The sequence below is a fragment of the Streptacidiphilus jeojiensis genome, assembly GCF_042510965.1.
Lineage (GTDB): Bacteria > Actinomycetota > Actinomycetes > Streptomycetales > Streptomycetaceae > Streptacidiphilus > Streptacidiphilus jeojiensis.
Genome location: NZ_JBEUKS010000002.1, coordinates 34,041 through 56,402, shown reverse-complemented (window position 1 = coordinate 56,402; position 22,362 = coordinate 34,041). Strand labels below are relative to the sequence as shown.

The 22,362-nt window shown below is 73.0% G+C and carries 18 protein-coding genes and 1 pseudogene; 10 read left to right on the top strand and 9 right to left on the bottom strand.

Annotated elements, in window-relative coordinates; translation table 11 throughout:
• Positions 1-7: 7 nt before the first annotated feature.
• Together ABUW04_RS06165 and ABUW04_RS06160 are read right to left on the bottom strand one after the other, a co-directional pair.
• Positions 8-1,036, bottom strand: a complete 1,029-nt coding sequence (locus tag ABUW04_RS06165) for a FecCD family ABC transporter permease (protein ID WP_051725305.1) — start codon at positions 1,034-1,036, stop codon at positions 8-10.
• Complete coding sequence (locus ABUW04_RS06160) at positions 1,033-2,073, bottom strand: heme/hemin ABC transporter substrate-binding protein (protein WP_380563492.1); 1,041 nt, start codon at positions 2,071-2,073, stop codon at positions 1,033-1,035. Before ABUW04_RS06160 ends, ABUW04_RS06165 begins: the two co-directional genes overlap by 4 nt.
• A 139-nt stretch (positions 2,074-2,212) precedes the next feature.
• Here ABUW04_RS06160 and ABUW04_RS06155 point away from each other — a divergent pair, with 139 nt between their 5' ends.
• Entirely contained in the window at positions 2,213-3,190 is a 978-nt protein-coding gene (locus ABUW04_RS06155) for an HtaA domain-containing protein (protein WP_380563491.1), read from the top strand.
• An 87-nt stretch (positions 3,191-3,277) separates the two neighbouring features.
• On the opposite strand, the gene ABUW04_RS06150 is transcribed toward ABUW04_RS06155, so the two are convergent.
• On the bottom strand, positions 3,278-3,973 hold the full coding sequence (locus ABUW04_RS06150; RefSeq protein ID WP_380563490.1) for a biliverdin-producing heme oxygenase: 696 nt from the start codon (positions 3,971-3,973) through the stop codon (positions 3,278-3,280).
• A gap of 181 nt (positions 3,974-4,154) precedes the next feature.
• Between ABUW04_RS06150 and ABUW04_RS06145 the strand changes: the two genes are divergently transcribed.
• Positions 4,155-4,967: a hypothetical protein gene (locus ABUW04_RS06145; protein ID WP_030254141.1), complete on the top strand. Its 813-nt coding sequence runs from the start codon at positions 4,155-4,157 to the stop codon at positions 4,965-4,967.
• A 7-nt stretch (positions 4,968-4,974) separates the two neighbouring features.
• Here ABUW04_RS06145 and ABUW04_RS06140 read toward each other — a convergent pair whose 3' ends face one another.
• Positions 4,975-6,762, bottom strand: coding sequence for a BACON domain-containing protein (locus ABUW04_RS06140; protein WP_380563489.1), 1,788 nt, complete (start codon positions 6,760-6,762; stop codon positions 4,975-4,977).
• A 127-nt stretch (positions 6,763-6,889) separates the two neighbouring features.
• On the opposite strand from ABUW04_RS06140, the gene radA reads away from it, so the two are divergent.
• Both radA and disA read left to right on the top strand, forming a co-directional pair.
• Positions 6,890-8,296 (top strand): DNA repair protein RadA, encoded by a 1,407-nt coding sequence (gene radA, locus ABUW04_RS06135; RefSeq protein ID WP_030254138.1) that lies wholly within the window; start codon positions 6,890-6,892, stop codon positions 8,294-8,296.
• Positions 8,297-8,523: 227 nt separating this feature from the next.
• The gene (gene disA / locus ABUW04_RS06130; protein ID WP_051725301.1) at positions 8,524-9,630 is read left to right on the top strand and encodes a DNA integrity scanning diadenylate cyclase DisA; all 1,107 of its coding nucleotides are present in this window, start codon (positions 8,524-8,526) and stop codon (positions 9,628-9,630) included.
• Positions 9,631-9,663: 33 nt separating this feature from the next.
• Here the strand turns inward: disA and ABUW04_RS06125 are convergent, their stop codons facing one another.
• Entirely contained in the window at positions 9,664-10,557 is an 894-nt protein-coding gene (locus ABUW04_RS06125; protein ID WP_380563488.1) for a hypothetical protein, read from the bottom strand.
• A 159-nt stretch (positions 10,558-10,716) separates the two neighbouring features.
• Here ABUW04_RS06125 and ABUW04_RS06120 point away from each other — a divergent pair, with 159 nt between their 5' ends.
• Complete coding sequence (locus ABUW04_RS06120; RefSeq protein WP_380563487.1) at positions 10,717-11,610, top strand: A/G-specific adenine glycosylase; 894 nt, start codon at positions 10,717-10,719, stop codon at positions 11,608-11,610.
• Between the two features lie 103 nt (positions 11,611-11,713).
• Here the strand turns inward: ABUW04_RS06120 and ABUW04_RS06115 are convergent, their stop codons facing one another.
• Positions 11,714-13,327, bottom strand: coding sequence for an MDR family MFS transporter (locus ABUW04_RS06115; RefSeq protein ID WP_380563486.1), 1,614 nt, complete (start codon positions 13,325-13,327; stop codon positions 11,714-11,716).
• A gap of 191 nt (positions 13,328-13,518) precedes the next feature.
• Here ABUW04_RS06115 and ABUW04_RS06110 point away from each other — a divergent pair, with 191 nt between their 5' ends.
• On the top strand, positions 13,519-14,121 hold the full coding sequence (locus ABUW04_RS06110) for a TetR/AcrR family transcriptional regulator (RefSeq protein ID WP_030254127.1): 603 nt from the start codon (positions 13,519-13,521) through the stop codon (positions 14,119-14,121).
• A gap of 24 nt (positions 14,122-14,145) precedes the next feature.
• Here ABUW04_RS06110 and ABUW04_RS06105 read toward each other — a convergent pair whose 3' ends face one another.
• Positions 14,146-14,829, bottom strand: a complete 684-nt coding sequence (locus tag ABUW04_RS06105) for a M23 family metallopeptidase (RefSeq protein WP_380563485.1) — start codon at positions 14,827-14,829, stop codon at positions 14,146-14,148.
• 438 nt (positions 14,830-15,267) lie between these two features.
• Between ABUW04_RS06105 and ABUW04_RS06100 the strand changes: the two genes are divergently transcribed.
• The 3 genes and pseudogenes from ABUW04_RS06100 to ABUW04_RS06090 all read left to right on the top strand — a co-directional run.
• Positions 15,268-16,806, top strand: coding sequence for an aldehyde dehydrogenase family protein (locus tag ABUW04_RS06100; RefSeq protein ID WP_380563900.1), 1,539 nt, complete (start codon positions 15,268-15,270; stop codon positions 16,804-16,806).
• Between the two features lie 131 nt (positions 16,807-16,937).
• Positions 16,938-18,047, top strand: coding sequence for a ferritin-like domain-containing protein (locus ABUW04_RS06095; RefSeq protein WP_380563484.1), 1,110 nt, complete (start codon positions 16,938-16,940; stop codon positions 18,045-18,047).
• Positions 18,048-18,122: 75 nt separating this feature from the next.
• A pseudogene (locus ABUW04_RS06090) lies at positions 18,123-18,281 on the top strand (type IV toxin-antitoxin system AbiEi family antitoxin domain-containing protein); the annotation flags it as partial.
• Positions 18,282-19,050: 769 nt separating this feature from the next.
• Here the strand turns inward: ABUW04_RS06090 and ABUW04_RS06085 are convergent.
• A complete protein-coding gene (locus ABUW04_RS06085; protein ID WP_380563483.1) occupies positions 19,051-20,136 on the bottom strand; it encodes a lysylphosphatidylglycerol synthase transmembrane domain-containing protein in 1,086 nt (361 codons plus the stop codon).
• A 60-nt stretch (positions 20,137-20,196) separates the two neighbouring features.
• Complete coding sequence (locus ABUW04_RS06080; RefSeq protein ID WP_380563482.1) at positions 20,197-20,931, bottom strand: class I SAM-dependent methyltransferase; 735 nt, start codon at positions 20,929-20,931, stop codon at positions 20,197-20,199.
• A gap of 213 nt (positions 20,932-21,144) precedes the next feature.
• Here ABUW04_RS06080 and ABUW04_RS06075 point away from each other — a divergent pair, with 213 nt between their 5' ends.
• Entirely contained in the window at positions 21,145-22,308 is a 1,164-nt protein-coding gene (locus ABUW04_RS06075) for a glycosyltransferase (RefSeq protein WP_380563481.1), read from the top strand.
• Positions 22,309-22,362 lie beyond the last annotated feature (54 nt).

Here is a 22,362-nt window from a genome sequence, read left to right as displayed (position 1 = left end):
CCGTCATCTAGTTCCAGCCTCCCTGGCGGGACCGGGTGCGGCGCAGCAGCCAGAAGAAGAACGGGCTGCCGAGCAGTGCGGTGAGCACGCCGAGCGGGAGTTCGGCGGGTGCGGCCAGGGTGCGGGCCGCGAGGTCGGCGGCGACCAGCACCACCGCTCCGCCCAGCGCGCTGCCGGGGAGCAGGAAGCGGTGCCCGGGACCGGCCGCCATCCGCAGCAGGTGCGGGACGACCAGGCCGACGAAGCCGATGATGCCGCTGACCGCGACGGCGGCCGCGGTGAGCAGCGCGACGACGGTGATCAGCACCAGCCGCAGCCGCTCGACGTCGACTCCCAGATGCCGGGCCGGTCCCTCGCCGAGCGCCAGCAGGTCCAGTTGCCGGGCGTAGCGGGGGGCCACCGCCAGGCCGACGGCGGCGAACGGCAGCACCGCCAGGACCTGGCTCCAGCCGGCCGAGCTGAGCGAGCCCAACTGCCAGAAGACGACCTGGTTGACGGCGGTCGGGTCGGCCAGGAACAGCAGCAGTCCGATCAGGGCGCCGCAGAGCGCGTTGACCGCGATTCCGGTGAGGACCAGGGTGACCACCTCGGTCCGGCCCCCGGAGCGGGAGAGCACATAGACGGTGAGGACGGTGACCAGGCCGCCGGCGAAGGCGGCGACCGGCGCGGTCCAGGTCCCCAGGACGTCGATGCCGAGGACGATCACTGCGACCCCGCCGACCGCGCCCCCGGAGGAGATGCCGATGATGCCCGGGTCGGCCAGCGGGTTGCCGAACAGACCCTGCATCAGCGCGCCCGCGCAGCCCAGCGAGGCGCCGACCAGGGCGGCGAGGGCGACCCTGGGCAGCCGTACGTTCCACAGCACGGAGTCGGCGACCTGGTCCAGGGCGTGTCCGCCGAGGTGGGCGCGGTGCTGCAGCGAGGCGATCAGGTCGGGGAGCGGGATGCGGTAGGCGCCGATACCGGCGGCGGCCAGCACCAGCAGGACCAGGGCGGTGGCCAGAGCGGCCGTCAGCAGTCGTGGACGGTCCGTCACTCGGCCACGCCCCCGCGGTAGAGCTGGTCGGCGATGGACCGCAGCACGGCCGGGGTGCGCGGACCGTAGCTGAGCAGTTCGCCGTCCTCGACGGAGACGATCCGCTGCTTCAGTCCGGCCGGGGTCTGCGCGACGCCGGGGAGCTTGAGCAGTCCGGGGACCCCGCCGACGGAGGCCAGGCCCTGGGTCATCACCAGGATCGCGTCCGGTGCGGCCTGGGCCAGGGCCTCGCTGGTGATCGGGGTGAACGGTGCCTTGAGCCCCCCGGCCACCCCGGCGTCCTCGCCGCCGACCGCGGTGATCAGCGGTTCGGCCCCGGAGCCGGCGCCGCCGATGTAGTAGACCGAGGCGCTGCCGCGGACGTAGAGGAAGGCGATCCGCGGCCTGCTGCCCGGGTTCTCCTCGGCGATGGCCGCGTCGACCGCGGCGAACTGGGCGTCGGTACGGCTGACCAGGGCCTGGCCGGCCGCGGTGACGCCGAGGGCGGCCGCGACCGCGCCGATCCGGGGGTCGATGTCGGCGATCTTCTTGGCGTCGTCGAAGACCACGACCGGGATGCCGGCGGCGCGGATCCTGGCGATGGTGTCGGCGTTGGAGGTCGCGGTGGAGGTGTCGGAGAGCACCAGGTCGGGCTTGAGCGAGAGCACCCCCTCGGCGCCGATGATGTGGTTCTTGCTGACCAGCGGCAGCTTGGCGGCCTGGGTGAAGGTGGCGGTGACGTCGCGGGCCACCACCCGGCTGCCCAGGCCGAGGCTGTAGACCAGCTCGGAGAGGCTGCCGCTGAGCGGGATGATCCGGTCCGCCCTGGTGACGGTGGTCCGCTTCCCGTCGTCGGAGGTCACGGTGACGGGCAGTCGGGGAACGGTGCCGCTGCTGATCGGCACCACCGCGTCGGCGGGGGCCGAGGCGCCGGCGGCAGCGGCGCCGCCCGTCGTGGCGCTGCCGCAGGCGGCCAGGGCGAGGGCGAGCAGCGGCACGAGGAGCAGATGTCGGTATCGGCTCCGGCGGCCGCTGGGGGTGCGCTGTGTGGCTGGCATGACGGCCTCTCGGATGGTGCCTGGGGTCCCCGTGACCTGATGGCAAAACTTAGGATAGCCTTACCTTACTTACTTGGAGCAACCGGCCTCCCCGCAGGCCCGACTCCCCCTGCCCGCACGCCATTTCAGGAGATCCGCCATGTCCCGACGCCCCCTCCGCGCCGCAGCCCTCGCCGCCTCGGCGGCGCTGCTCTGCGCCGGCCCGCTGCTGACCGCCCAGTCCGCCTCGGCGGCGACCGTCTCGTTCAGCTCCGGCTCGCTCGACTGGGGCGTCAAGGCCAGCTTCCGCGACTACCTGGCCAGCGCCGCCGCGGCCGGGACGATAACCCCGACCGGCGGTGCCACCAGGAACAGCGACGGCACCTTCCACTTCGACCTGGACAAGGCCTCCTACGACACCACCACCCACGCCGTCACCTCCTCCTACGAGGGCGGCCTGCACATGACCGGCCACAGCGGGGCGCTGGACATCGTCCTGACCGACCTGCGGATCGACACCAGCGGCAGCACCGGGACGCTCACCGCCGACGTCTCCTCCAAGCAGATGGACGGCAGCTCCACCTTCACCGGCGACGACGTCGCCCTGGTGACCTTCACCGTCAGCCAGAGCACCTTCAGCGGAGCCTCCGCCATGACCGTGCTCTCCTCGGCCGCCGTGAAGGCGTTCGCGGGCTTCTACCCGGCCGGCACCGCGATGGACCCGGTCACCGTCAAGCTCGTCCAGGCAGCAGCCTCCACCTCGGCCTCGGCCTCGGCCGGCCCGAGCAAGAGCGCCGGCAGCACCCCGACCACGGCGACGCCGACCAAGTCCGCGTCCGCATCCACGTCCGCCGGCGCGACCCCGACCAAGTCCGCCGCCGGCGCCTCGGCCTCCAGCTCGGCCTCCGCACCCGCCGCCGCGTCGACCTCGGCGTCCACCTCCGCGAGCGCCTCGGCAACCGAAGCCACCGTCACCGGCGTGACCGCAAGCCCGAGCAGCAGCAACACCGGCGCGCTCGCCGAGACCGGCTCCGACAGCTCCACCCTGCCGCTGGCGCTGACCGGCACCGCGCTGGTCCTCGCGGGCGGTGCGACCACCCTGGTGCTGCGCCGCCGCCGTGCCGCCGGCCACAGCTGACGGCCCACCAGCCGCACGTCCCCCGTTCCCACCGGCCGGCACCGGTGGGAACGGGGGACGTGCCATGTCAGCACCGCGTCGCCGCGCTCAGGCACTGAGCGGGTAGCGGTCACCCAGGTCCTGGAAGAGCGCGGTGTTCAGCCGGAACGCCCGGCGGCACTCCTCGGCCACCCGCCACTGCTCGATCTCGCCCAGTTCCGCGCCGACCCGGTCCAGCGCCTCCCGGTACCCGCGCTTGAACGCGGCGGGGTTGCCGATCTCCTCGAAGACGTAGAACCGCACGCCGTCGCCCTTGCGGTCGAAGCCCCAGGTCTTCTCGGCGATGCCACGGATGATCTGACCGCCCGACAGGTCGCCCAGGTAGCGGGTGTAGTGGTGGGCTATATAGCCGACCGGCCACTCGTCGGCCAGCTGCCGCAGCCGCGCGGTGTAGGCCTCGGTGGCCGGCAGCGGGGGCTGCTGCCGCCAGGACGAGGTCCCCCGGAGGTGGGCCAGGTCCCGCTCCAGCGCCTCCCGGCGGAACAGCGCGGGGTCCACGAACCGTCCGACCAGCGGGTGCCCGGCCAGCGCCTCGCCCGCGGCCTCCAGTTCCGCGTAGACGAACCACAGCTGGGCGGCGAGATCCGCGTAGGCCTCGACACCGAGCCTGCCGCCGAGCAGGTTGCCCATGAAGCCGGACTGCTCCGCCTCCTGGTGCTCCTGGGCGGTCGCGGTTCGGAGCAGCGCGGCGAATCCGCCGGTCTGACCGGACGTCGGATCAGGCGTCGGATCGGGATGGCTCACTGGTCCTCCAGGGGCTGGAACGGTCGTCATGATCAGAATTATTTTGGTTAGGCTAACCTAAGTCAATGGCTTACCGACACCCCGTCGGCAACACGACGCCTCACCCGCCCGGCCGCAGGCCGTAGCCGCCGGAGCTGCACCGAAGCCGTAGGGTGGCCGGGTGCCAGCCGTAGACGTGACAATCACCGATCGCAAGGCAGCCGAGAAGGCTGCGAAGAAGGCCGCGGCCGCGGCGCGCAAGCGCGAGGTCCCGCTGGACTTCGCCCGCGCCTGGGTCGAGTTCGCCGACCCCGAGGACGCCGAGCAGGTCTTCCGCTGCGACCTGACCTGGCTGACCTCCCGTTGGACCTGCATCTTCGGCCGGGGCTGCCACGGCATCCGGCCCGGACGGGCCAGCGACGGCTGCTGCACCCTGGGGGCGCACTGGTCCGACGAGGACGACCAGCAGCGGGTCCTCGGGCACGCGGCCCGGCTCACCCCCGAGACCTGGCAGTTCCACAGCAAGGGCACCGGGCCCAAGGGCATCAGCGAGCCCGACGAGGACGGCGACCTGCGCACCCGCCGGGTGGACGGCGCCTGCATCTTCCTCAACCGCCCCGGCTTCCCCGGCGGCGAGGGCTGCTCGCTGCACACCCTGGCGCTGAGCGAGGGCAAGGAGCCGCTGGAGACCAAGCCCGACGTCTGCTGGCAGCTCCCGGTGCGCCGCACCTACGACTGGATCGACCGGCCGGACGACACCCGCTACCTCCAGGTCACCATCGGCGAGTACGACCGCCGGGGCTGGGGACCCGGCGGCCACGACCTGCAGTGGTGGTGCACCGGCAGCCCGGACGCCCATGTCGGCCCCGACCCGGTGTACATCAGCTACCGGCCCGAGCTGGTGGAGCTGATGGGCGCGGGCGGCTACGCCGTGCTGGCCGAGCTGTGCGAGCGGCGCCTGGCCGCACCGGGCGAGCCGGTCGCACCGCACCCGGCCGACGCCCCGCAGGGCTGACCCGGCGTCAGCCTCCCGAGGCCGACGGAGCAGAGTCCGAGGGCGTCGCCGAGGCCGAACCGCTCCCGGACGGTGACGCGGTCGCGGACGGCGACGGGGAGGCGGAGGCCGACGTCGAACCGGTCGGCGGTGCCGACGTGGGCGGCGTGGAACTCGCCGGCGGCGTGCTGGGCGGGCCTACCGTCGGCGAGGCGGGCGGCGCCGAGGTCGGGCCGGTGCTGCTGCCGACCGTCGGCGTCGGCGTCGGCATACCCCGGCGGCCGCCGCCGGACGATCCGCTGCCCGGGCCGTGCAGGGTCACCACCGACCCCGAGGGGGTGACCGAGACCACCGCGGTCCACGGGCCCTCGGGCAGCGCGGACCGGTCCACGGTGATCACCAGGGTGAGCCGCTGCCCCGGCTGGAGCGTGCCGCCGTCCCGGCTCAGCCGCAGCCACCCCGCCGCGGTGGCCGCCTGCCAGGCCACCGCGGTGCCACCGCTGTTGACCAGGGTGACCACGGTACGGCCGCCCAGCTCGCCGGCGCTGACCTCCAGCTGAGCCGGGGCGGGCGCCAGCGGGCCCCCGCCGGGCGGCGCGACGGCGGGGAATCCGGACGAGGGCGGCAGCGGGCTGCCGCCGACCGCCACCGACAGGCTCACCGGCTGCGCCTCGGGCCGCACCGAGCGGCCCGCCGGGGCACCGGTCGTCGCCGAAGGACCTCCTGACGGAACGTCGGCCGCGACCGAGGCCGGGTCCACCTGCACCGAGGAGACCGGGTCCTCCGGCAGGTCCGGTCCCTGGTGCGTCGACCACAGGGCCACCACCGGAGCGGCGACCACCAGCGCGATGACCGACCCGGCGATCGCGCGCTGCCGCAGCATCCCGGCCCGCTCGGCCCCGGCGCTGCGGTGGATCGGGAAGCCGCGCCGGTCGAAGCGCAGCTCCCGTCCGGCCGTCGACACGGCGTCCCGGGACGCCGGGCTGCCGACGGCGGTACCGGAACCGGCACCGCCGCCCATACCCAGGGAGGCGAAGAAACGATCCCCCGCCGACGCCCTGCGGGCCTCCCGCGGCGCTTCCACCAACGCCAGCGCGCCCGGCGCGCGGAAGGTCCCGGGCCAGGGGCCGGCCGCGGCGGCCCGCTCGGCCGTGCCCCGGCAGGTCGGACAGTCGTCCACATGGTTCACCAACTCGCCGCGCAGGGCGGCGCTCAGCACCGGACCGCGGCCCCGGCCCAGCACCGTCAGCTCGGGGCAGTCCGCGGCGGCCAGCACCGCCAGCGCCGCCGCAGTACGCTCCAGCTCGCAGACCGCCTGCGCCAGCAGCACCCCCGCCTGGTCGGCGCGGAGGTCCAGCACGGCCGCGAGCTCGGCGGTGTCCAGGCCGTGCCGTCCCACCAGCTCCAGCGCCTCCCGCTGGGCCGGGGCCACCCCGGCCGCCTCCGGCCAGGCCAGCAGCTCCAGCCGGGCGTGCTCGGCGCTGTGCCGGCCCAGCGGACGGCGCGTCAGGGCACGGACCGGCTCGGCCTCCATCCGCACCAGGCAGACGTACCGGGCCAGCGCGTACAGCCAGGCCCGCAGCTGCTCGGGACGGCGCAGCCGGCGCCGGTACCGCGCCGAGAGCTGGCGCAGCTCGCGCACGGCGGCGACCGCCTCCTCCTGGTCGCAGAGCACCGACAGGCAGTAGGTGAACAGGGCGTCGCCGAGCCGCTCCCAACCCTCGTCCAGGGCGCGAGCGCCGGTCGCCCGCGCTCCCGCCTCCGCTGATCGGACACGGGGCCGCGGTACGGCTCTGGCCTGCGAGTCGGTGGTCACTCCTCCGACGGTAGGCCGCACCCGCACGGTCGGTGGGCGGATGGCCCCCGGATAGCTCTTTCGGGTGACCTGCTGTGATGTCGGTGGCCTCGGGTGATTGTCGGTGCCGGGCTGTAGCGTTCACGGCATGGCAGCCCGAACCACCTCCACCAAGGCCCCGCGCTCCTCGTACCGCTGCACCGAGTGCGGCAACACCCCGCCCAAATGGACCGGCCGCTGCACCGAGTGCAACGCCTGGGGGACCATCGAGGAGTACGGCTCCCCCGCCGTCCGCACCACCGCCGCGGGCCCGGTCAGCACGGCCGCGCGCCCGATCGGGCAGGTGGACGCCACCGTGGCCGCCTCCCGGGCCACCGGCATCGGCGAGCTGGACCGGGTGCTCGGCGGCGGCCTGGTGCCCGGTGCGGTCGCGCTGCTGGCCGGCGAGCCCGGCGTCGGCAAGTCCACACTGCTGCTGGACGTCGCCGCCAAGGCGGCCAGCGACGCGCACCGCACCCTCTACATCACCGCCGAGGAGTCGACCAGCCAGGTCCGGCTGCGCGCCGACCGGATCGGCGCGCTCTCCCCGCACCTCTACCTCGCCGCCGAGACCGACCTCGCCGCCGTCCTCGGCCACATCGAACAGGTCCAGCCCTCGCTGCTGATCCTGGACTCGGTGCAGACCGTCGCCTCGGCCCAGCTGGAGAGCGCACCGGGCGGCCCGGCCCAGATCCGCGAGGTCACCGCTGCCCTGATCCGGGTATCGAAAGCCCGTGCCATGTCCACGCTGCTGGTGGGCCATGTCACCAAGGACGGCTCGATCGCCGGCCCCCGGCTGCTGGAGCACCTGGTGGACGTGGTGCTGCACTTCGAGGGCGACCGCCATGCCAGGCTGCGGATCATCCGCGGCGTCAAGAACCGCTACGGCGCGACCGACGAGGTCGGCTGCTTCGAACTGCACGACGCCGGGATCTCCGGCGTCGCCGACCCGTCCGGGCTGTTCCTGACCAAGCGGGACAAACCGGTGCCGGGGACCTGTCTGACCGTCACCCTGGAGGGACGGCGCCCGCTGGTCGCCGAGGTCCAGGCGCTGATGGTGGACTCGCAGATCCCCTCCCCCCGACGGACCACCTCCGGCCTGGAGTCCCCGCGGATCGCCATGGTGCTGGCCGTGGTGGAGCGGCACGGCGGCGTGCGGCTGGGCAAGCTCGACATCTACACCGCGACGGTGGGCGGGGTGAAGCTCACCGAACCGGCGGCGGACCTGGCCATCGCGCTGTCGGTGGCCAGCTCGGCGGCGGACACCCCGCTGCCGGCCAACCTGGTGGCCATCGGCGAGGTCGGCCTGGCCGGCGAGGTGCGCCGGGTGACCGGCGTGGAACGGCGGCTCGCCGAGGCGGCCCGACTGGGGTTCACCCACGCACTGGTCCCGCCGGACCCGGGCAAGGTCCCCAAGGGCATGCGGGTGACGGAGGTCGCGACCATCGGCGAGGCGTTGGCGGCCATCCCCGGCCGCCGCAGGCCCGCACGCACCGCGGAGGCTGCCGCGCAGTAGTCGGTTGCTGTCCGCGCAGTTCCCCGCGCCCCCAGCAAGTGCAACTGAGCCAGTTGCAGCCCCCCAGGGGCGCGGGGAACTGCGCGACAAGCCGCCCACCCGGGTAGAGCCCCTCGCAGACCGCGACTACCGCTCACGGAGGCCCCACGTCAATAACCCGACACCACCGCCCGTGGCCGACGGTAAACTCATGAGCGCACACCGCACCCCACCGGAGGAGTCGTCCCGTGGCAGCCAACGACCGGGCGGATCGCTCCTCCCGCGAGGAGGCCCTTCTACGGGCCTCACTGAGCGCCGTAGCACCAGGCACGCCCCTGCGCGACGGCCTGGAGCGCGTACTGCGCGGCCGTACGGGCGGGTTGATCGTCGTCGGCTTCGACAAGACCGTCGAGGCCCTCAGCACCGGCGGTTTCGTCCTGGACGTGGAGTTCTCCGCGACCCGGCTGCGCGAGCTCTGCAAGCTCGACGGCGCCGTCGTCCTGGACAAGGACATCACCAGGATCGTCCGCGCCGGAGTCCAGCTCGTGCCGGACGCCAACATCCCCACCGAGGAGACCGGCACCCGGCACCGCACCGCCGAGCGGGTCAACAAGCAGACCGGCTACCCGGTGGTCTCGGTCAGCCAGTCGATGCGGCTGATCGCGCTCTATGTGAACGGTGTGCGCCGGGTCATCGAGGACTCCGCCGCGATCCTCTCCCGCGCCAACCAGGCCCTGGCCACCCTGGAGCGCTACAAGCTGCGCCTGGACGAGGTCGCCGGCACGCTCTCCGCGCTGGAGATCGAGGACCTGGTGACGGTCCGTGATGTGACCGCGGTGGCCCAGCGGCTGGAGATGGTCCGCCTGATCAACCGTGAGATCGCGGGCTACGTGATCGAGCTGGGCACCGACGGCCGACTGCTGTCGCTCCAGCTGGACGAGCTGATCGCCGGGGTCGAGCCGGAGCGCGAACTGGTCGCCCGCGACTACTTCCCGGAGCGCGCGGCCAAGCGCGGCCGCACCGTCCAGGACGTGCTGACCGACCTGGAGGGGCTGACCCACAGCGATCTGCTGGACCTGCAGACGGTCGCCAAGGCGCTGGGCTACCCGGGCACCCCGGAGGCGCTGGACGCCGCCGTCAGCCCGCGAGGCTACCGGCTGCTGGCGAAGGTGCCGCGGCTGCCCAACACCGTCATCGAGCGGCTGGTCGAGCACTTCGGCGGGCTGCAGAAGCTGCTCGCCGCCAGCATCGACGACCTGCAGACCGTCGAGGGGGTCGGCGAGTCCCGGGCCCGCTCGGTGCGTGAGGGGCTGTCCCGGCTGGCCGAGTCCTCGATCCTGGAGCGCTACGTCTGACGGACCCGGCCGGAGCCGGGCCCGCCGGGCGGGTCAGCTGCCGAACGGCGCGAGCTTGAACTGGTGCGAGGGCTGGACGGTCACGCCCGCGATCCCGACCCGGGCGACATAGGTCCCCGCGCCCACGCCGTTGCCGCCGCCGCCCGGGGTGCAGCCGGGGGCCGAGGTGATCCTGGACCACTGGAACTGCGCGTTCAGCGGCGTCGCGGAGGCCGGCACCGCGTACCACTGTGACGAGGCGTCGCGGGGGCAGTCGCCGGAGGACCAGACATGGCTGTCGCTGTCGCTGCTGACGGTGAGCACGGCCGACTTGGCGCCGAGGTCCACCCGGCAGGCCGCACCGCTGGTGTTGCTGATGGCCAGTTGGAAGGTCGGCCACTGCGAGGAGCTGTAGGACTGCTCGGTGCTGGTCAGCGACAGTTCCACGTCGGCCGCCGCGCACACCGGCAGGTTCATGGTGCCGCTGGCGTTCGGCGGGGTGCTGCTGCCGCTGCCACCGGAACCGCCCGAGCTGCCGGACGAGCTTCCGCCGGAGCCGCCGGTCCCGCCGCCGGTGGTGCTGGAGCCGCCCGAGGTGCCGCCGGTGACGGTCACCACCGTCCCGCCGTTGGTCCCGGCCGGAGCGCTCGACGACGCGCCCCCGGACGGGGTCGGGCTCTTGCCGCCGCCGCTGCCGGAGCTGGTCCCGCCGCCGGACGCGGTCCCGTCGTTGGAGCCGCCGCCGGACCCGGTCGGCCCGGGTGTGATCGATGTCACCGGATGCGAGGACGACGCCGCGCCCGTCCCTGGTTTCTTCCCGCCCCCGCCGGGCAGCAACAGCCACAACAGGAGTACCAGCACCCCGAGGGCGACGAGGAGCACGATCAGGCGCCGTCGCCAGTAGATGGAGGACGGCAGCGGTCCGACGGGATTGCGCAGAGAGGGCACGAGCAAACCTTACGAGAGATCAACCCCCGCTCAGAGCAACACCGCCGTACCTGGTGCCCCTTCTTTCACATCATCGTCCTGATGGCCCGTTCGGATGGTTTCGTGCCACCGTTCCGGTTACTTCCCGGTGACCCGGTGTGTGCGAGGATCGACGGCGCTATGACAGACACCCTTCGCCCCCAGCAGGACGCCCTGCACCGGACCGTCCTCGCCTGGTACTCCGCACACGCCCGCGAGCTGCCCTGGCGGGAGCCCTCAGCCGGGCCCTGGGCGGTGATGGTCAGTGAGTTCATGCTGCAGCAGACCCCGGTGAAGCGGGTGCTGCCCATGTACCAGGCCTGGATGGAGCGTTGGCCGACCCCGGCCGACCTGGCCGCGGCACCCGCCGGGGAGGCGGTACGGGCCTGGGGACGCCTCGGCTACCCGCGCCGGGCGCTGCGGCTGCACGCGGCGGCGACCGCGATCACCGAGCAGCACGGCGGCGAGGTCCCACTGGACCACGCGGCGCTGCTGGCGCTGCCCGGGGTCGGCGAGTACACCGCCGCCGCGGTGGCCTCGTTCGCGCACCGGCAGCGGCATGTGGTGCTGGACACCAATGTCCGGCGGGTGTTCGCGCGACTGGTCGACGGCCGCGAGTACCCGCCGGTGGCGACGACGGCCGCGGAGCGGCGCACCGCGGCGGAACTGCTGCCGGACGAGCCGGAGACCGCGGCCACCTGGGCGGTCGCGGTGATGGAGCTGGGCGCACTGGTCTGCACAGCGCGGACCCCCGCGTGCGGGGAGTGCCCGGTGGCACGGGAGTGCGCGTGGCGGAGGGCGGGGTACCCCGCGCACGACGGGCCGCCACGGAAGGGACAGACCTACGCCGGGACCGACCGGCAGGTGCGGGGGAAGCTCCTAGCGGTGCTGCGGGAGGCCCACGGGGAGGTTCCGCAGAGCGCGCTGGACTCCGTCTGGGCGGACTCCGTACAGCGGGGGCGGGCGCTGGACGGGTTGGTGGCTGACGGGTTGGTGGAACCGGTCGCCCCGGGGGTGTACCGACTGCCCGGTTAGTGGCCCTACGTCAGCTTCTGGCTTGTCGCGCAGTTCCCCGCGCCCCTGGGCGTCAGGGGCGCGGGGAACTGCGCGGCCAACCACCCACGGCCCGCACCCCGCCTCAGACCTCTACCGCCACCTGCGATTCGGCTTCAGACGACGGCTTCGGAGTAGCCCGCAGCGGAACCTCCTCCAGGAACACCGCGACCACGATCCCGACCACACTGATGACCGCGCCCCACAGGAAGATGCTGTGCACCCCGTTGGCGACCGCATGGTCGTACGCCTCCCGGACCGGGGCCGGCAGGTGGCTCAGCATGCCCGGCGTGAGCTGCGCGTGCCCCGCGATCGCCTGGCCGCCGCTCGCGCCCAGCCGGGAGGTCATGGTGTCGGTGACCCGGGAGCTGAACAGGGCGCCGAACAGCGAGACGCCGAAGGACCCGCCGATGGTGCGGAAGAACGTGGAGCTGCTGGACGCGACGCCGATGTCCCGCAGCGCCACGCTGTTCTGCGCCACCAGCATGGTGATCTGCATCAGGAAGCCCATCCCGGCGCCCAGCACCACCATGAACAGGCCGGAGGTGAAGCGGGTGGTGCCGGTGTCCAGCCGGGACAGCAGCAGCATGCCCGCGGTCATCACCAGGGTCCCGATCACCGGGTAGATCTTGTAGCGCCCGGTACGGGTGACGGCCTGTCCGACGACCAGCGAGACGACCAGCATGCCCAGCATCATCGGCATCAGCAGCAGCCCGGAGTTGGTCGCCGAGGCCCCCTGCACGCTCTGCTGGTAGAGCGGCAGGAAGGTGATCGCGCCGAACATGACGAACCCGACGACGAAGCCCAGCGCGCAGATCAGGCTGAAGTTGCGGCTGCGGAACACGTGCAGCGGCAGCACCGGCTCCTCGCCGCGCTGCGCCACCCGCTGCTCCACCCGCAGGAACCCGGCCAGCGAGACCGCCGCCAGTGCCAGCATCCCGGCGACCTGCCAGGAGCCCCAGGCGTAGCTCTGGCCGCCCCAGGTGGTGACCAGCACCAGCGCCACGATGCCGACGGTGAGCAGGCCGGCGCCCAGGTAGTCGATCCGGCCGGAGGTACGGATCTTCGGCAGGTGCAGGGTGATCGCGATCACGATCAGGGCCAGCGCGCCCAGCGGCAGGTTGATGTAGAAGATCCAGTGCCAGCTGAGGTGGTCCGTGATGGTGCCGCCGACCAGTGGTCCGCCGATCATCGCGACGGCCATGACGGCCGCGAACATGCCCTGGTACTTGCCGCGTTCACGCGGCGGCACCAGCGCGCCCATGATCGACATCACCCCGACGATCAGGCCGCCGGCGCCGAGGCCCTGCAGGGCCCGGAAGCCGATCAGTTCGTTCATGTTCTGCGACAGCCCGGACAGCGCCGACCCGACCAGGAAGATCACGATCGAGGCCATGAAGATGCCCTTGCGGCCGTAGAGGTCGCCGAGCTTGCCCCAGATGGGGGTGGAGGCCGTGGTCGCCAGGATGTAGGAGGTGACCACCCAGGAGAGATGGTTGACACCGCCCAGGTCACCCACGATGGTCGGCATCGCGGTACCGACGATCATGTTGTCGAGCATCGCCAGCAGCATCGCGATCAGCAGCCCGCTGAGCACGATCCGGATCTCCCGCGGGGAGCGGATGATCTGCGCGTCCGGGTCGGGGTCGGCACCGCCGGCGGCCGCCTCCCCCTGCTGCGGAATCTGGTCCTGAGCCATCCCTCTGCCTCCCCGTGCACGGACTTACTTGCCGACCGGCTAGTACCCTCGACAGCGGCACGGTAAGCTCACTTGGTGGGGGCCGTCAACCCACTTTTCGCCACCCCTGGCGGGACCTGCGCGAACGGCCGCTAACCTACGCGCAGAAGTACGCGGCACCCCTCTCACCGGACAGGCAATCAGGCGGAGCGATGACCACCCAGACACCTCGCGGGGACACCCGGGCGCGCATCCTCGACATCGCCCTGGAACTGTTCGCCGAGCACGGGTACGAGAAGACCTCCCTGCGCGAGATCGCCGACCGCCTGGGGGTCACCAAGGCGGCGCTGTACTACCACTTCCGGACCAAGGAGGACATCCTCGCCGGGATCGTGGACACCATGAGCGCCCCCATCGAGGAGGCCATCGCCTGGGGCCGGGAGCAGCCCTACAGCCCGGCGCTGCGGGACGAGATCGTGCGCCGCTTCGCCGACGGCATGCAGTCGCGTCAGCCGCTGCTGCGGTTCTTCCACGAGAACCAGCCCACCATCCGCGAGCTCAAGGTGGGCGGCCGCTTCAAGGACCTGATGTTCGCGCTCACCCGGCTGATGCTGGGCCCGGAGCCGACCTTCGAGGACCGGGTGCGCGCCTCGATCTCGCTGATGACCGTCAATGTCGCCCAGTTCATCGGCCAGGCCTGCGCCGAGGACCCGGAGGCGTCGGTCGGACTGCCGGACCCGGACGGCCGCCGCGACGTCGCCCTGCGGGTGGCCCTGGACATCGCCGACCGGATCGGCCGGCCCGACCCGCTCTGACGGGTCCGGGCACCCCGGCGCCGCTCAGAAGTCGCTGACGCCCTTGCCCCGCAGGAACGCCAGCGGGTCGACCACGGCGCCGTAGTCGTTGCTGGTGCGGATCTCGAAGTGCAGATGCGGTCCGGTGGAGTTCCCGGTGTCACCCGAACGGGCGACCAGGTCACCGGCCTGCACCTGCTGACCCTCCGTCACCGCGAAGCCGGACAGGTGCGCGTAGAGGGCGTAGTGGCCGTCCGCGAGCCCGATCACCACGGTGTTGCCGTAGCTGGACTGCCAGCCGGCCGAGACGACGGTGCCGTCGCCGACCGCGAGCACGGCGGTGCCGGTGTCCACCGCGAAGTCGGTGCCGGTGTGGTAGCCGGCGGCGTACTCGCTGTCCACCACGCCGTACGCCTCGCTCAGCGCCGCGCCCGGGATCGGGGCCGACCACTGGGCCCGCGCCGGAGCGGCCGCCGCGGCCTGCTTCACCGTCGCGGCCCGCGCAGCCGCCTCCTGCGCTGCTGCCCGCTTCACCGCGGCCTGCTTCACCGCCGCCTGCTGCCGGGCCTGCGCCGCGCGGATGGCGGGGGCGGCCGCCTCCTGCGCGGCGTCGGCGCTGCTGCCGGACACCACCGGGCCCACCACCACGGCGGGGCTGTTGGTCGCGGACGCCATGGCGGGCACCCCGATCGTGGCGAAGGCCAGCGCCCCGGTCGCGGCCAGTGCCATCAGGGCCGTCCGACTGTGCGCATGCCGTCTGCGGCGGGCGTGCCTAGCATGGGCGCTGTGCATCAGGGGTTCGACCTCGTCCTGCTCTCGGGCTGTCTCAGCTGCTGTTCGGGGCACCGGCCGGCAGCCGGATCCTCCGTTGTAACCAGGAGCGACGCCCATGCCCAAACCTCGTCGGACGGCCGGCTCCACTACTTCGCCTAGTAGGAGATTAGGGGACTTTGGCCGCAATACACCGAATCGCCGCTGATGCCGCGTGTACACCGGTACGTCGTCGTCTACTACTCCGGCTAGGACCGGGCCGCACCGTCCGTGAGAAGGGCCACAGATCCCCGGGGCCGCATATCGCCCTCACAGCGGCTGTGCCACTCTCGGTGCCCTGATCCGGCACCGTGCACTGCTCCCTCTCCCTCAGTCAGGAGCGCCACCGTGACCCTCATGCTCAAGCCCGGGACTTCCTGGGACGACACCTACGCCCGCTGCCTGGCCGCCGCGCCCGAGGCGTTCACCCCCGACCGGCTGCTGAACCTGGTCCGTGGCGACTGGCACGCCGTGGGCACCCCCGGCGAGCACAGCACGCCCCTGGACGGCACCCCGATCCCCGGACCGCCGAGGATCGGCGTCGAGGAGGCCGCGGCCGCGGTCGACTTCGCCGTCGCCGAGCACCGCGACTGGTCGCTGACCCCGCTGGACGAGCGCAGGGCGCGGGTGCTGGCCGCCGTCGAGGCGCTGGCCGCGCAGCGGGACCTGCTGGCGATGCTGCTGGTCTGGGAGATCGGCAAGCCCTGGCGGCTGGCCTGCGCCGACGTGGACCGGGCCGTGGACGGGGTGCGCTGGTACCTGGAGAACATCGAGCGCCAGCTGGGCGGGCGGACCGCGCTTCCGGGCCCGGTCTCCAACATCGCCAGCTGGAACTACCCGATGAGCGTCCAGGTGCACGCCGAGCTGGTGCAGTTGCTGGCCGGCAACGCGGTGATCGCCAAGACCCCGTCCCAGGGCGGCTTCCACTGCCTCACGCTGGCGCACGCGCTGATGCGCCGCGCCGGGCTGCCGGTCACCCTGCTCTCCGGCATGGGCTCGCAGATCGCCGACTCGCTGATCCGCTCCCCCGGCCTGGGCGCGCTCGCCTTCGTCGGCGGACGGGCCAACGGGCGCCGCGCCGCGACCTCGCTGGCCGACCTGAACCGCCGTCACTTCCTGGAGCAGGAGGGCCTCAACACCTGGGGCGTCTGGGACTACAGCGACTGGCCGGCGCTTGCCGCGCACCTGCGCAAGGGCTTCGAGTACGCCAAGCAGCGCTGCACCGCCTATCCGCGCTACGTGGTGCAGCGCAGGCTCTTCCCGGCGTTCCTGGAGACCTATCTGGCCGTCCTCGGCAATCTGCGCTTCGGCCACCCGCTGGCCGTCGCCGACCCCGAGGCACCGCTGCCCGAGCTGGACTTCGGCCCGGTGATCCATGCCGCCAAGGCGGCCGAGCTGGTCCGGCACTTCGACGACGCGGTGATCGCCCGGGCCGTCCCGCTGCACCGGGGCACCCTGGCCGACGGGAGCTTCCTGCCCGGCCAGGACCTCGGCGCCTACATCGCCCCGGCCAGCGTGCTGGACCCGCCGCCCAACTGGGCGCTGCACCACTCCGAGCCGTTCGGACCGCTGGACTCGGTGGTGCTGGTGGACACCGAGTCGGAGCTGCTCGCCGCGATGAACGCGGGCAACGGATCGCTGGTGGCCAGCATCGCCACCGACGACCCCGACTTCGCCGCCCGGATCGCGCCGGACCTGCTGGCCTTCAAGGTCGGCATCAACAAGCCGCGCTCGCGCGGGGACCGCGAGGAGGTCTTCGGCGGCCTGGGCGCCTCCTGGAAGGGCGCGTTCGTGGGCGGCGACCTGCTGGTCCAGGCGGTCAGCTACGGCCCCGAGGGCGAGGACGAGAAGCTCTACGGCAACTTCCCGGGCTACTCCCTCTATCCGGCCCGCTGACGCAGGCGTCGGGGCATCCGCTCCGCTGACCCAGCTGGTTCACTCTGCCTGTTGACCCGTCAGTAACTTCGTGTGACGCTCCTCAGTGTGCCCTGCACCACCCCGCGACGCACACGACGAGGAGCGCCTCGATGTCGACTCATCCCCTCTACACCGTCCCGGTCGCCGAAGGAACCTGGACCGTCCCCGCGTCCGGAGCGGCGCGGTTCAACTGGGAGTACGACGACGGCCGGGACCGCCTGCTCGCGCTCTACCAGAAGGGCAAGGACAAGCAGTGGGACGCGGTGAAGCGGATCGACTGGTCCCTGGAGGTGGACCCCTACGACCCGCTCGGGCTGCCGGACGAGGCCATGGCCATCCACGGCACCCGGTACTGGGACAGGTTCGGCTCCAAGGAGCGGGCCGACCTGCGCCGGCACTACGCGTCCTGGCAGTTCAGCCAGTTCCTGCACGGTGAGCAGGGCGCCATGGTGTGCGCGGCCCGCATCGTGGAGTCCGTCCCGGACCTGGACGCCAAGTTCTACTCGGCCACCCAGACCATGGACGAGGCCCGCCACGCGGAGCTGTACTCCCGGTTCCTGCACGAGAAGATCGGGATGCTCTACCCGATCAACGACAACCTCCAGGCCCTGCTCGGGGACACCCTGCGGGACTCCCGCTGGGACATGCCGTACCTCGGCATGCAGGTGCTGATCGAGGGCCTGGCGCTGGCCGCGTTCGGGCTGCTGCGGGACACCACCAGCAAGCCGCTGCCCAAGCAGCTGCTGGCCTATGTGATGCAGGACGAGGCCCGGCACGTGGCCTTCGGGCGGATGGCGCTGCGCGACTACTACGCCGGCCTCTCCTCGGCGGAGCTCGCCGAGCGCGAGGAGTTCGTGATCGAGGGCTGCTACCTGATGCGGGACCGGATCCGCGGGGTGGAGGTGCTGACCAACTTCGGCATCCCGCTGCAGGACGCCGAGGAGATCAGCGAGCAGAGCGAGTACCTCCAGTTCTTCCGCAAGCTGCTGTTCTCCCGGATCGTGCCCTGCGTCAAGGACATCGGGCTGTGGGGGCCGCGGCTGCAGCAGGCCTACGTCGACATGGGCGTCCTCGAACTGGGCGACTCCAACCTCGACCTGCTGATGCAGCAGGACGAGGAGATCGCCGAGCAGCTGGACGCCCAGCGCTTCGCCGCCGAGGAGGCGGCCCGGGTCGCGGAGGTCGAGGAGGCCATCGCCGAAGGCGCGACCACTTCCTGACCGATCATCACATCGGAGCCGGGTTATCCACAGGGCGGAGATGCGGTCCCGGCCCGGGCACGGCAGGCTCGGGCCATGACCCATTCCGCAGCAGTCTCCGCGCACCGCACCGTCGAGGTACTCGCCCGCCGCCAGGGCGGCGTCGTCCTGGCCCGCCAGGCCCTGGAGGCCGGGCTGCCCCGGGACCAGATCCGCGTCCTGGTCCGCCAGGGGCGCTGGGCGGCGCTGCACCACGGGGTGTACCTGACCACCCCGCCCACGGCCCGCGGCCCGGGCGGACGGCCGCCGCTGCTGGCCCGGGCCTGGGCCGCCCATCTGCGCTGCGGACCCAGCAGCGTGGTCGGCCTGGGCACAGCGGCCCGGCTGCTGCGGCTGCGCGGACTGCCGTCCGAACCGCCCCACGTCGACGTCTACCTGCCGCGTGGCCGGCACCCCCGGCCGGATCTGCGGCTACGGCTGCACCTGGCGGCGCTGGGGCCGGGCGAGGTGGTCCGCCGCCGCGGCCTGCCGCTGACCTCGGTCGCGCGCACCCTGGCCGACCTGCTGCTGCGGCTGCCGGAGGAGCAGGGGCTCGGGCTGCTGGACTCGGCGCTGCACCAGGGGCTGCTCGCCGACCTCGGCGCGGTGGACCGCGCCCTGCGGTACCGGCCCCGGGCCGATCCGGCCCGGTCCCTGCTGCCGCTCGCGGACGGAAGGGCCGCGGCCCCGCTGGAGTCCGCGGTCCGGCTGGACTGCGTCCGCGGCGGGGTCGCCCCGGACCAACTTCAGGTGGCCCGAGCGGCGTTCTGCTGGCACCGCGGGCTGCGCCGCCCGCTGCTCGGCGAGGTCTGCGGCCGGCGCGAGGGGCCGGCCCGCTCGCACCGCAACGGCCAGCCGCTGCTCCGCTTCGCCTGGGCCGACGTCACCGAACCGGGCGGCGCGGCCGCGCTGGTCCGCGCGGCCCTGGACGAACTACGGGTCAGCGAGCTGCGGGTCGACGAACGGCGGGTCGACGAGCTGCGGATCAGCCGCGGCCCTGGTCCCCCGGACTGCCCTCCGGGCCCCCAGGCCCCTCCTGCGCCGCGGCTGCCGCCGCAGCGGCGGCCCTGCCCCGACCGAGCCAGCCCGCCAGCGCAGCGACCAGCAGATCGGCCACGACCGTCAGCACCCTGGACACCAGCGCCACCGCAGTGGCCAGGCCCACGTCCATGATCGGCGTCAGCATCGCGGCCAGGATGACGTCGCGTACCCCGGCGCCGGCCGGGGCGATGATGATCAGGAAGCCCACGCTCCAGGCGAAGGCGAAACCACCGATGGAGGGGGCCAGTGCCTTCAGGGCGGGGACGCCCATGCCCACCACCAGGATCCAGATCTGCAGTCCGACCAGCCCCCAGTACAGCAGGGACCAGGCCAGCGAGAGGGTGATCGTGCGACCCGAGACCCGGTGCTCCAGAGCCGGCCTGCGGGCCAGCTTAAGCAGCCGGTCCAGCAGCGGGTTGAGCAGCCGGGGGTGCAGCATCGCCAGGATCACCGGCACCGCGAGGAACGCCCAGCCGTAGCCGCCGGTCGAACCGCCCTGGAGGAAGGGGAGCGCGCAGACCGTGCAGAGCAGTCCACTGGCCACCGAGACCAGCATCGCGAGCGCGGCGGCGCTCGCCGAACGCCGCGGCGGGATCTTGTACGCCCGGCCCAGGTCCATCTGCGCCACCACGGACCACACCGAGCCCGGGAGGTACTTGCCGAGCTGGCCGACGAAGAACACCTGCGCGGCTCCGCGCAGCGGCGGCCTGGAACCGAACCCCGCCAGCAGGGTGCGCCAGCCCTGCATACTGGCCACCGACGCCACCAGGAGGGCCACCAGGGCCCCGACCAGGGTCGGCCAGCTCAGATCCGACAGCCCGGACTTGACCTGGCTCCACTGGGAGGCCAGGGCGTAGCCCCCGCCCCCGACGGCAGCCAGGACGAAGCCCACCCGCACGACCCGCCCCATCGGCCCCTTGCTCATGGCCGCGCGCACACGCCCGACCCAGCCCGTCCGGGCCTCGGTCTCCGGGGCGTGCGTGTGCTGGGGAAGGTCCTGCTCAGCTTCGTTGACTACGGGGTCGGGCATGCGGGGAGCATATCCGCCCGACCTGAGACCGGAACCGGGCACCCGGCCCGGAGCGCCGGTTCAGGCCCCGGCTGTCGTGTCCTTGGCGCGGCGGGCTCGGACGACCAGGCCGGTGCCCTTCTCGGGGAACGCCCGCTGCAGGAAGCGGAACGGGTCGGTGCCCAGGCGGATGGCCGCACCGCGGAGCCGACCGCTCGGCTGGAACAGCCGCCCGGAGCCCGCGGTGCGCTCCTCGATCGACGTGTCCGCCGCACGCGCGAGCCTGCGCTTGCCGATGGCGTTGCGGATGCCCTCCAGGACGAAGCCCAGACCGGCGCCGCAGTGCAGCACCTCGACGTCCTCGAAGCCGGCGCTGTGCAGCAGTTCGGTCAGGCCGGCCGGGTCGTAGCGGCGGAAGTGCCCCACCAACTCGTCCCAGGCGCCGAACCGGTCCTGGTAGGCCGGCACCGACAGCAGCAGCCACCCACCGGGCTTCACCTTCCCGGCGAACTCCGCCAGCGCCGCCCGGTCGTCCTCCAGGTGCTCCAGCACCTCGAAGGCGCACACCATGTCGAACTGCTGGTCGCCCAGCTCCTTGGCCATCAGGTTCTTCACCCGGCCCCGGCCGACCGCAGCCACCCGCCCGCTGGCCACGGTGTACGAGGTCTCGTCCGGCTCGATCCCCAGGTAGTCGTCGTAGCGCAGCGCGAGTCGCGCCCCCACGGCTCCCTGTCCGCAGCCGATCTCCAGAACATCGGTCACCCCGTCGGGCAACAGCCGGGCGATCGCGTCGTACCTGAGCCACGTGTTGGGCATCAGTGGTGCGACCGCGTCCATGACCGGCGCCGTTCCCGGACGGTCTCCCGTCGTCCTGGCGTCCATAGATACCCCTCAGTGCGCTGACATCCTCCGACCGCGGTCACTCTAGCCCGTTCGGGGCGATCGCAGCGAGGGTTGATTTCCGGGCCTTGGACCGCACTCCCGGAGCCCGCTGCGGCCCCGACCGACCGGTGCCCTACTCTTCGTCCCATGCGCGTTCTGGTCTTCGGCACCTACGACACGTCCTCACACCCCCGGGTCGGCATCATCGCCGACGGGCTGCGGTCCCACGGCATGGACGTTGAGGAGTGCAACGTCCCGCTGGGCCTGGACACCGCGGGGCGGGTGGCCATGCTGGCCCAGCCCTGGCGGGTTCCGCTGCTGCTGCTGCGGCTGGCCGACCGCTGGTGGCGGCTGGCCCGGACGGCCCGGAAGATGCCGCGGCCCGACGTGATCCTGGTGGGGTACCTCGGCCACTTCGACGTGCGGCTGGCCCGGCTGCTGTTCCGGCGCACCCCGATCGTGCTGGACCACCTGATCAGCGCCAGCGACACGGCCAAGGACCGCAGGCTGTCCAGCGGCGGCCTCAAGCAGGTGCTGCTGCGGGCCATCGACGCGGGTGCGCTGAAGGCCGCCACCGTGGTCGTGGTGGACACCGAGGAGCACCGCCTGGCGCTGCCCGAGGCCGACCAGGAGCGCGCCGTGGTGGTGCCGGTCGGCGCACCCGGGTACTGGTTCGAGGCAGGCGCGGCGGCGGCAGCGGCCCGCGAGGCCGCAGACCCCGCCACGGACCCCGCCACAGACCCCGCTCCCGGCCCGCTGAGCGTGGTCTTCTACGGCCTGTTCACCCCGCTGCAGGGCGCTCCGGTGATCACCGAGGCACTGGCCGCGCTGGACGGCGCGGGGGTCGAGCTGACGATGATCGGACGCGGGCAGGACTCCGAGGCCGCCAGGAGCGCGGCCCCGACCGACGGCTCGGTCCGCTGGCTGGACTGGGTGCCCGCGGCCGAACTGCCCGCGCTGGTGGCCGGTCACGACGTCTGCCTGGGCATCTTCGGCACCGGGCCCAAGGCGCTGCGGGTCGTCCCCAACAAGGTCTTCCAGGGCGCGGCCGCCGGCTGCGCCCTGATCACCTCCGACACCGAGCCGCAGCGGCGCGAGCTGGGCGACGCCGCGGTGCTGGTACCGCCGGGCGACCCGGCGGCCCTGGCCGCGGCGCTGCGGAAGCTCGCCGAGGACCGCGGCGAGCTCGACCGGATGAAGCAGGCCGCCCGCGCCGCCGCCGAGGACCGCTTCGGCCCCGCAGCAGTGGTCCAGCCCCTGGTACTCCAGCTCTCCGGGGAGCGACCCCCCGTACCCCCACGGAACCCGTAGCAGGCGGAGCGCCGTTCAGTGCCCCGTCAAGGGTTCAGCCCCTGGTGAAGGTTC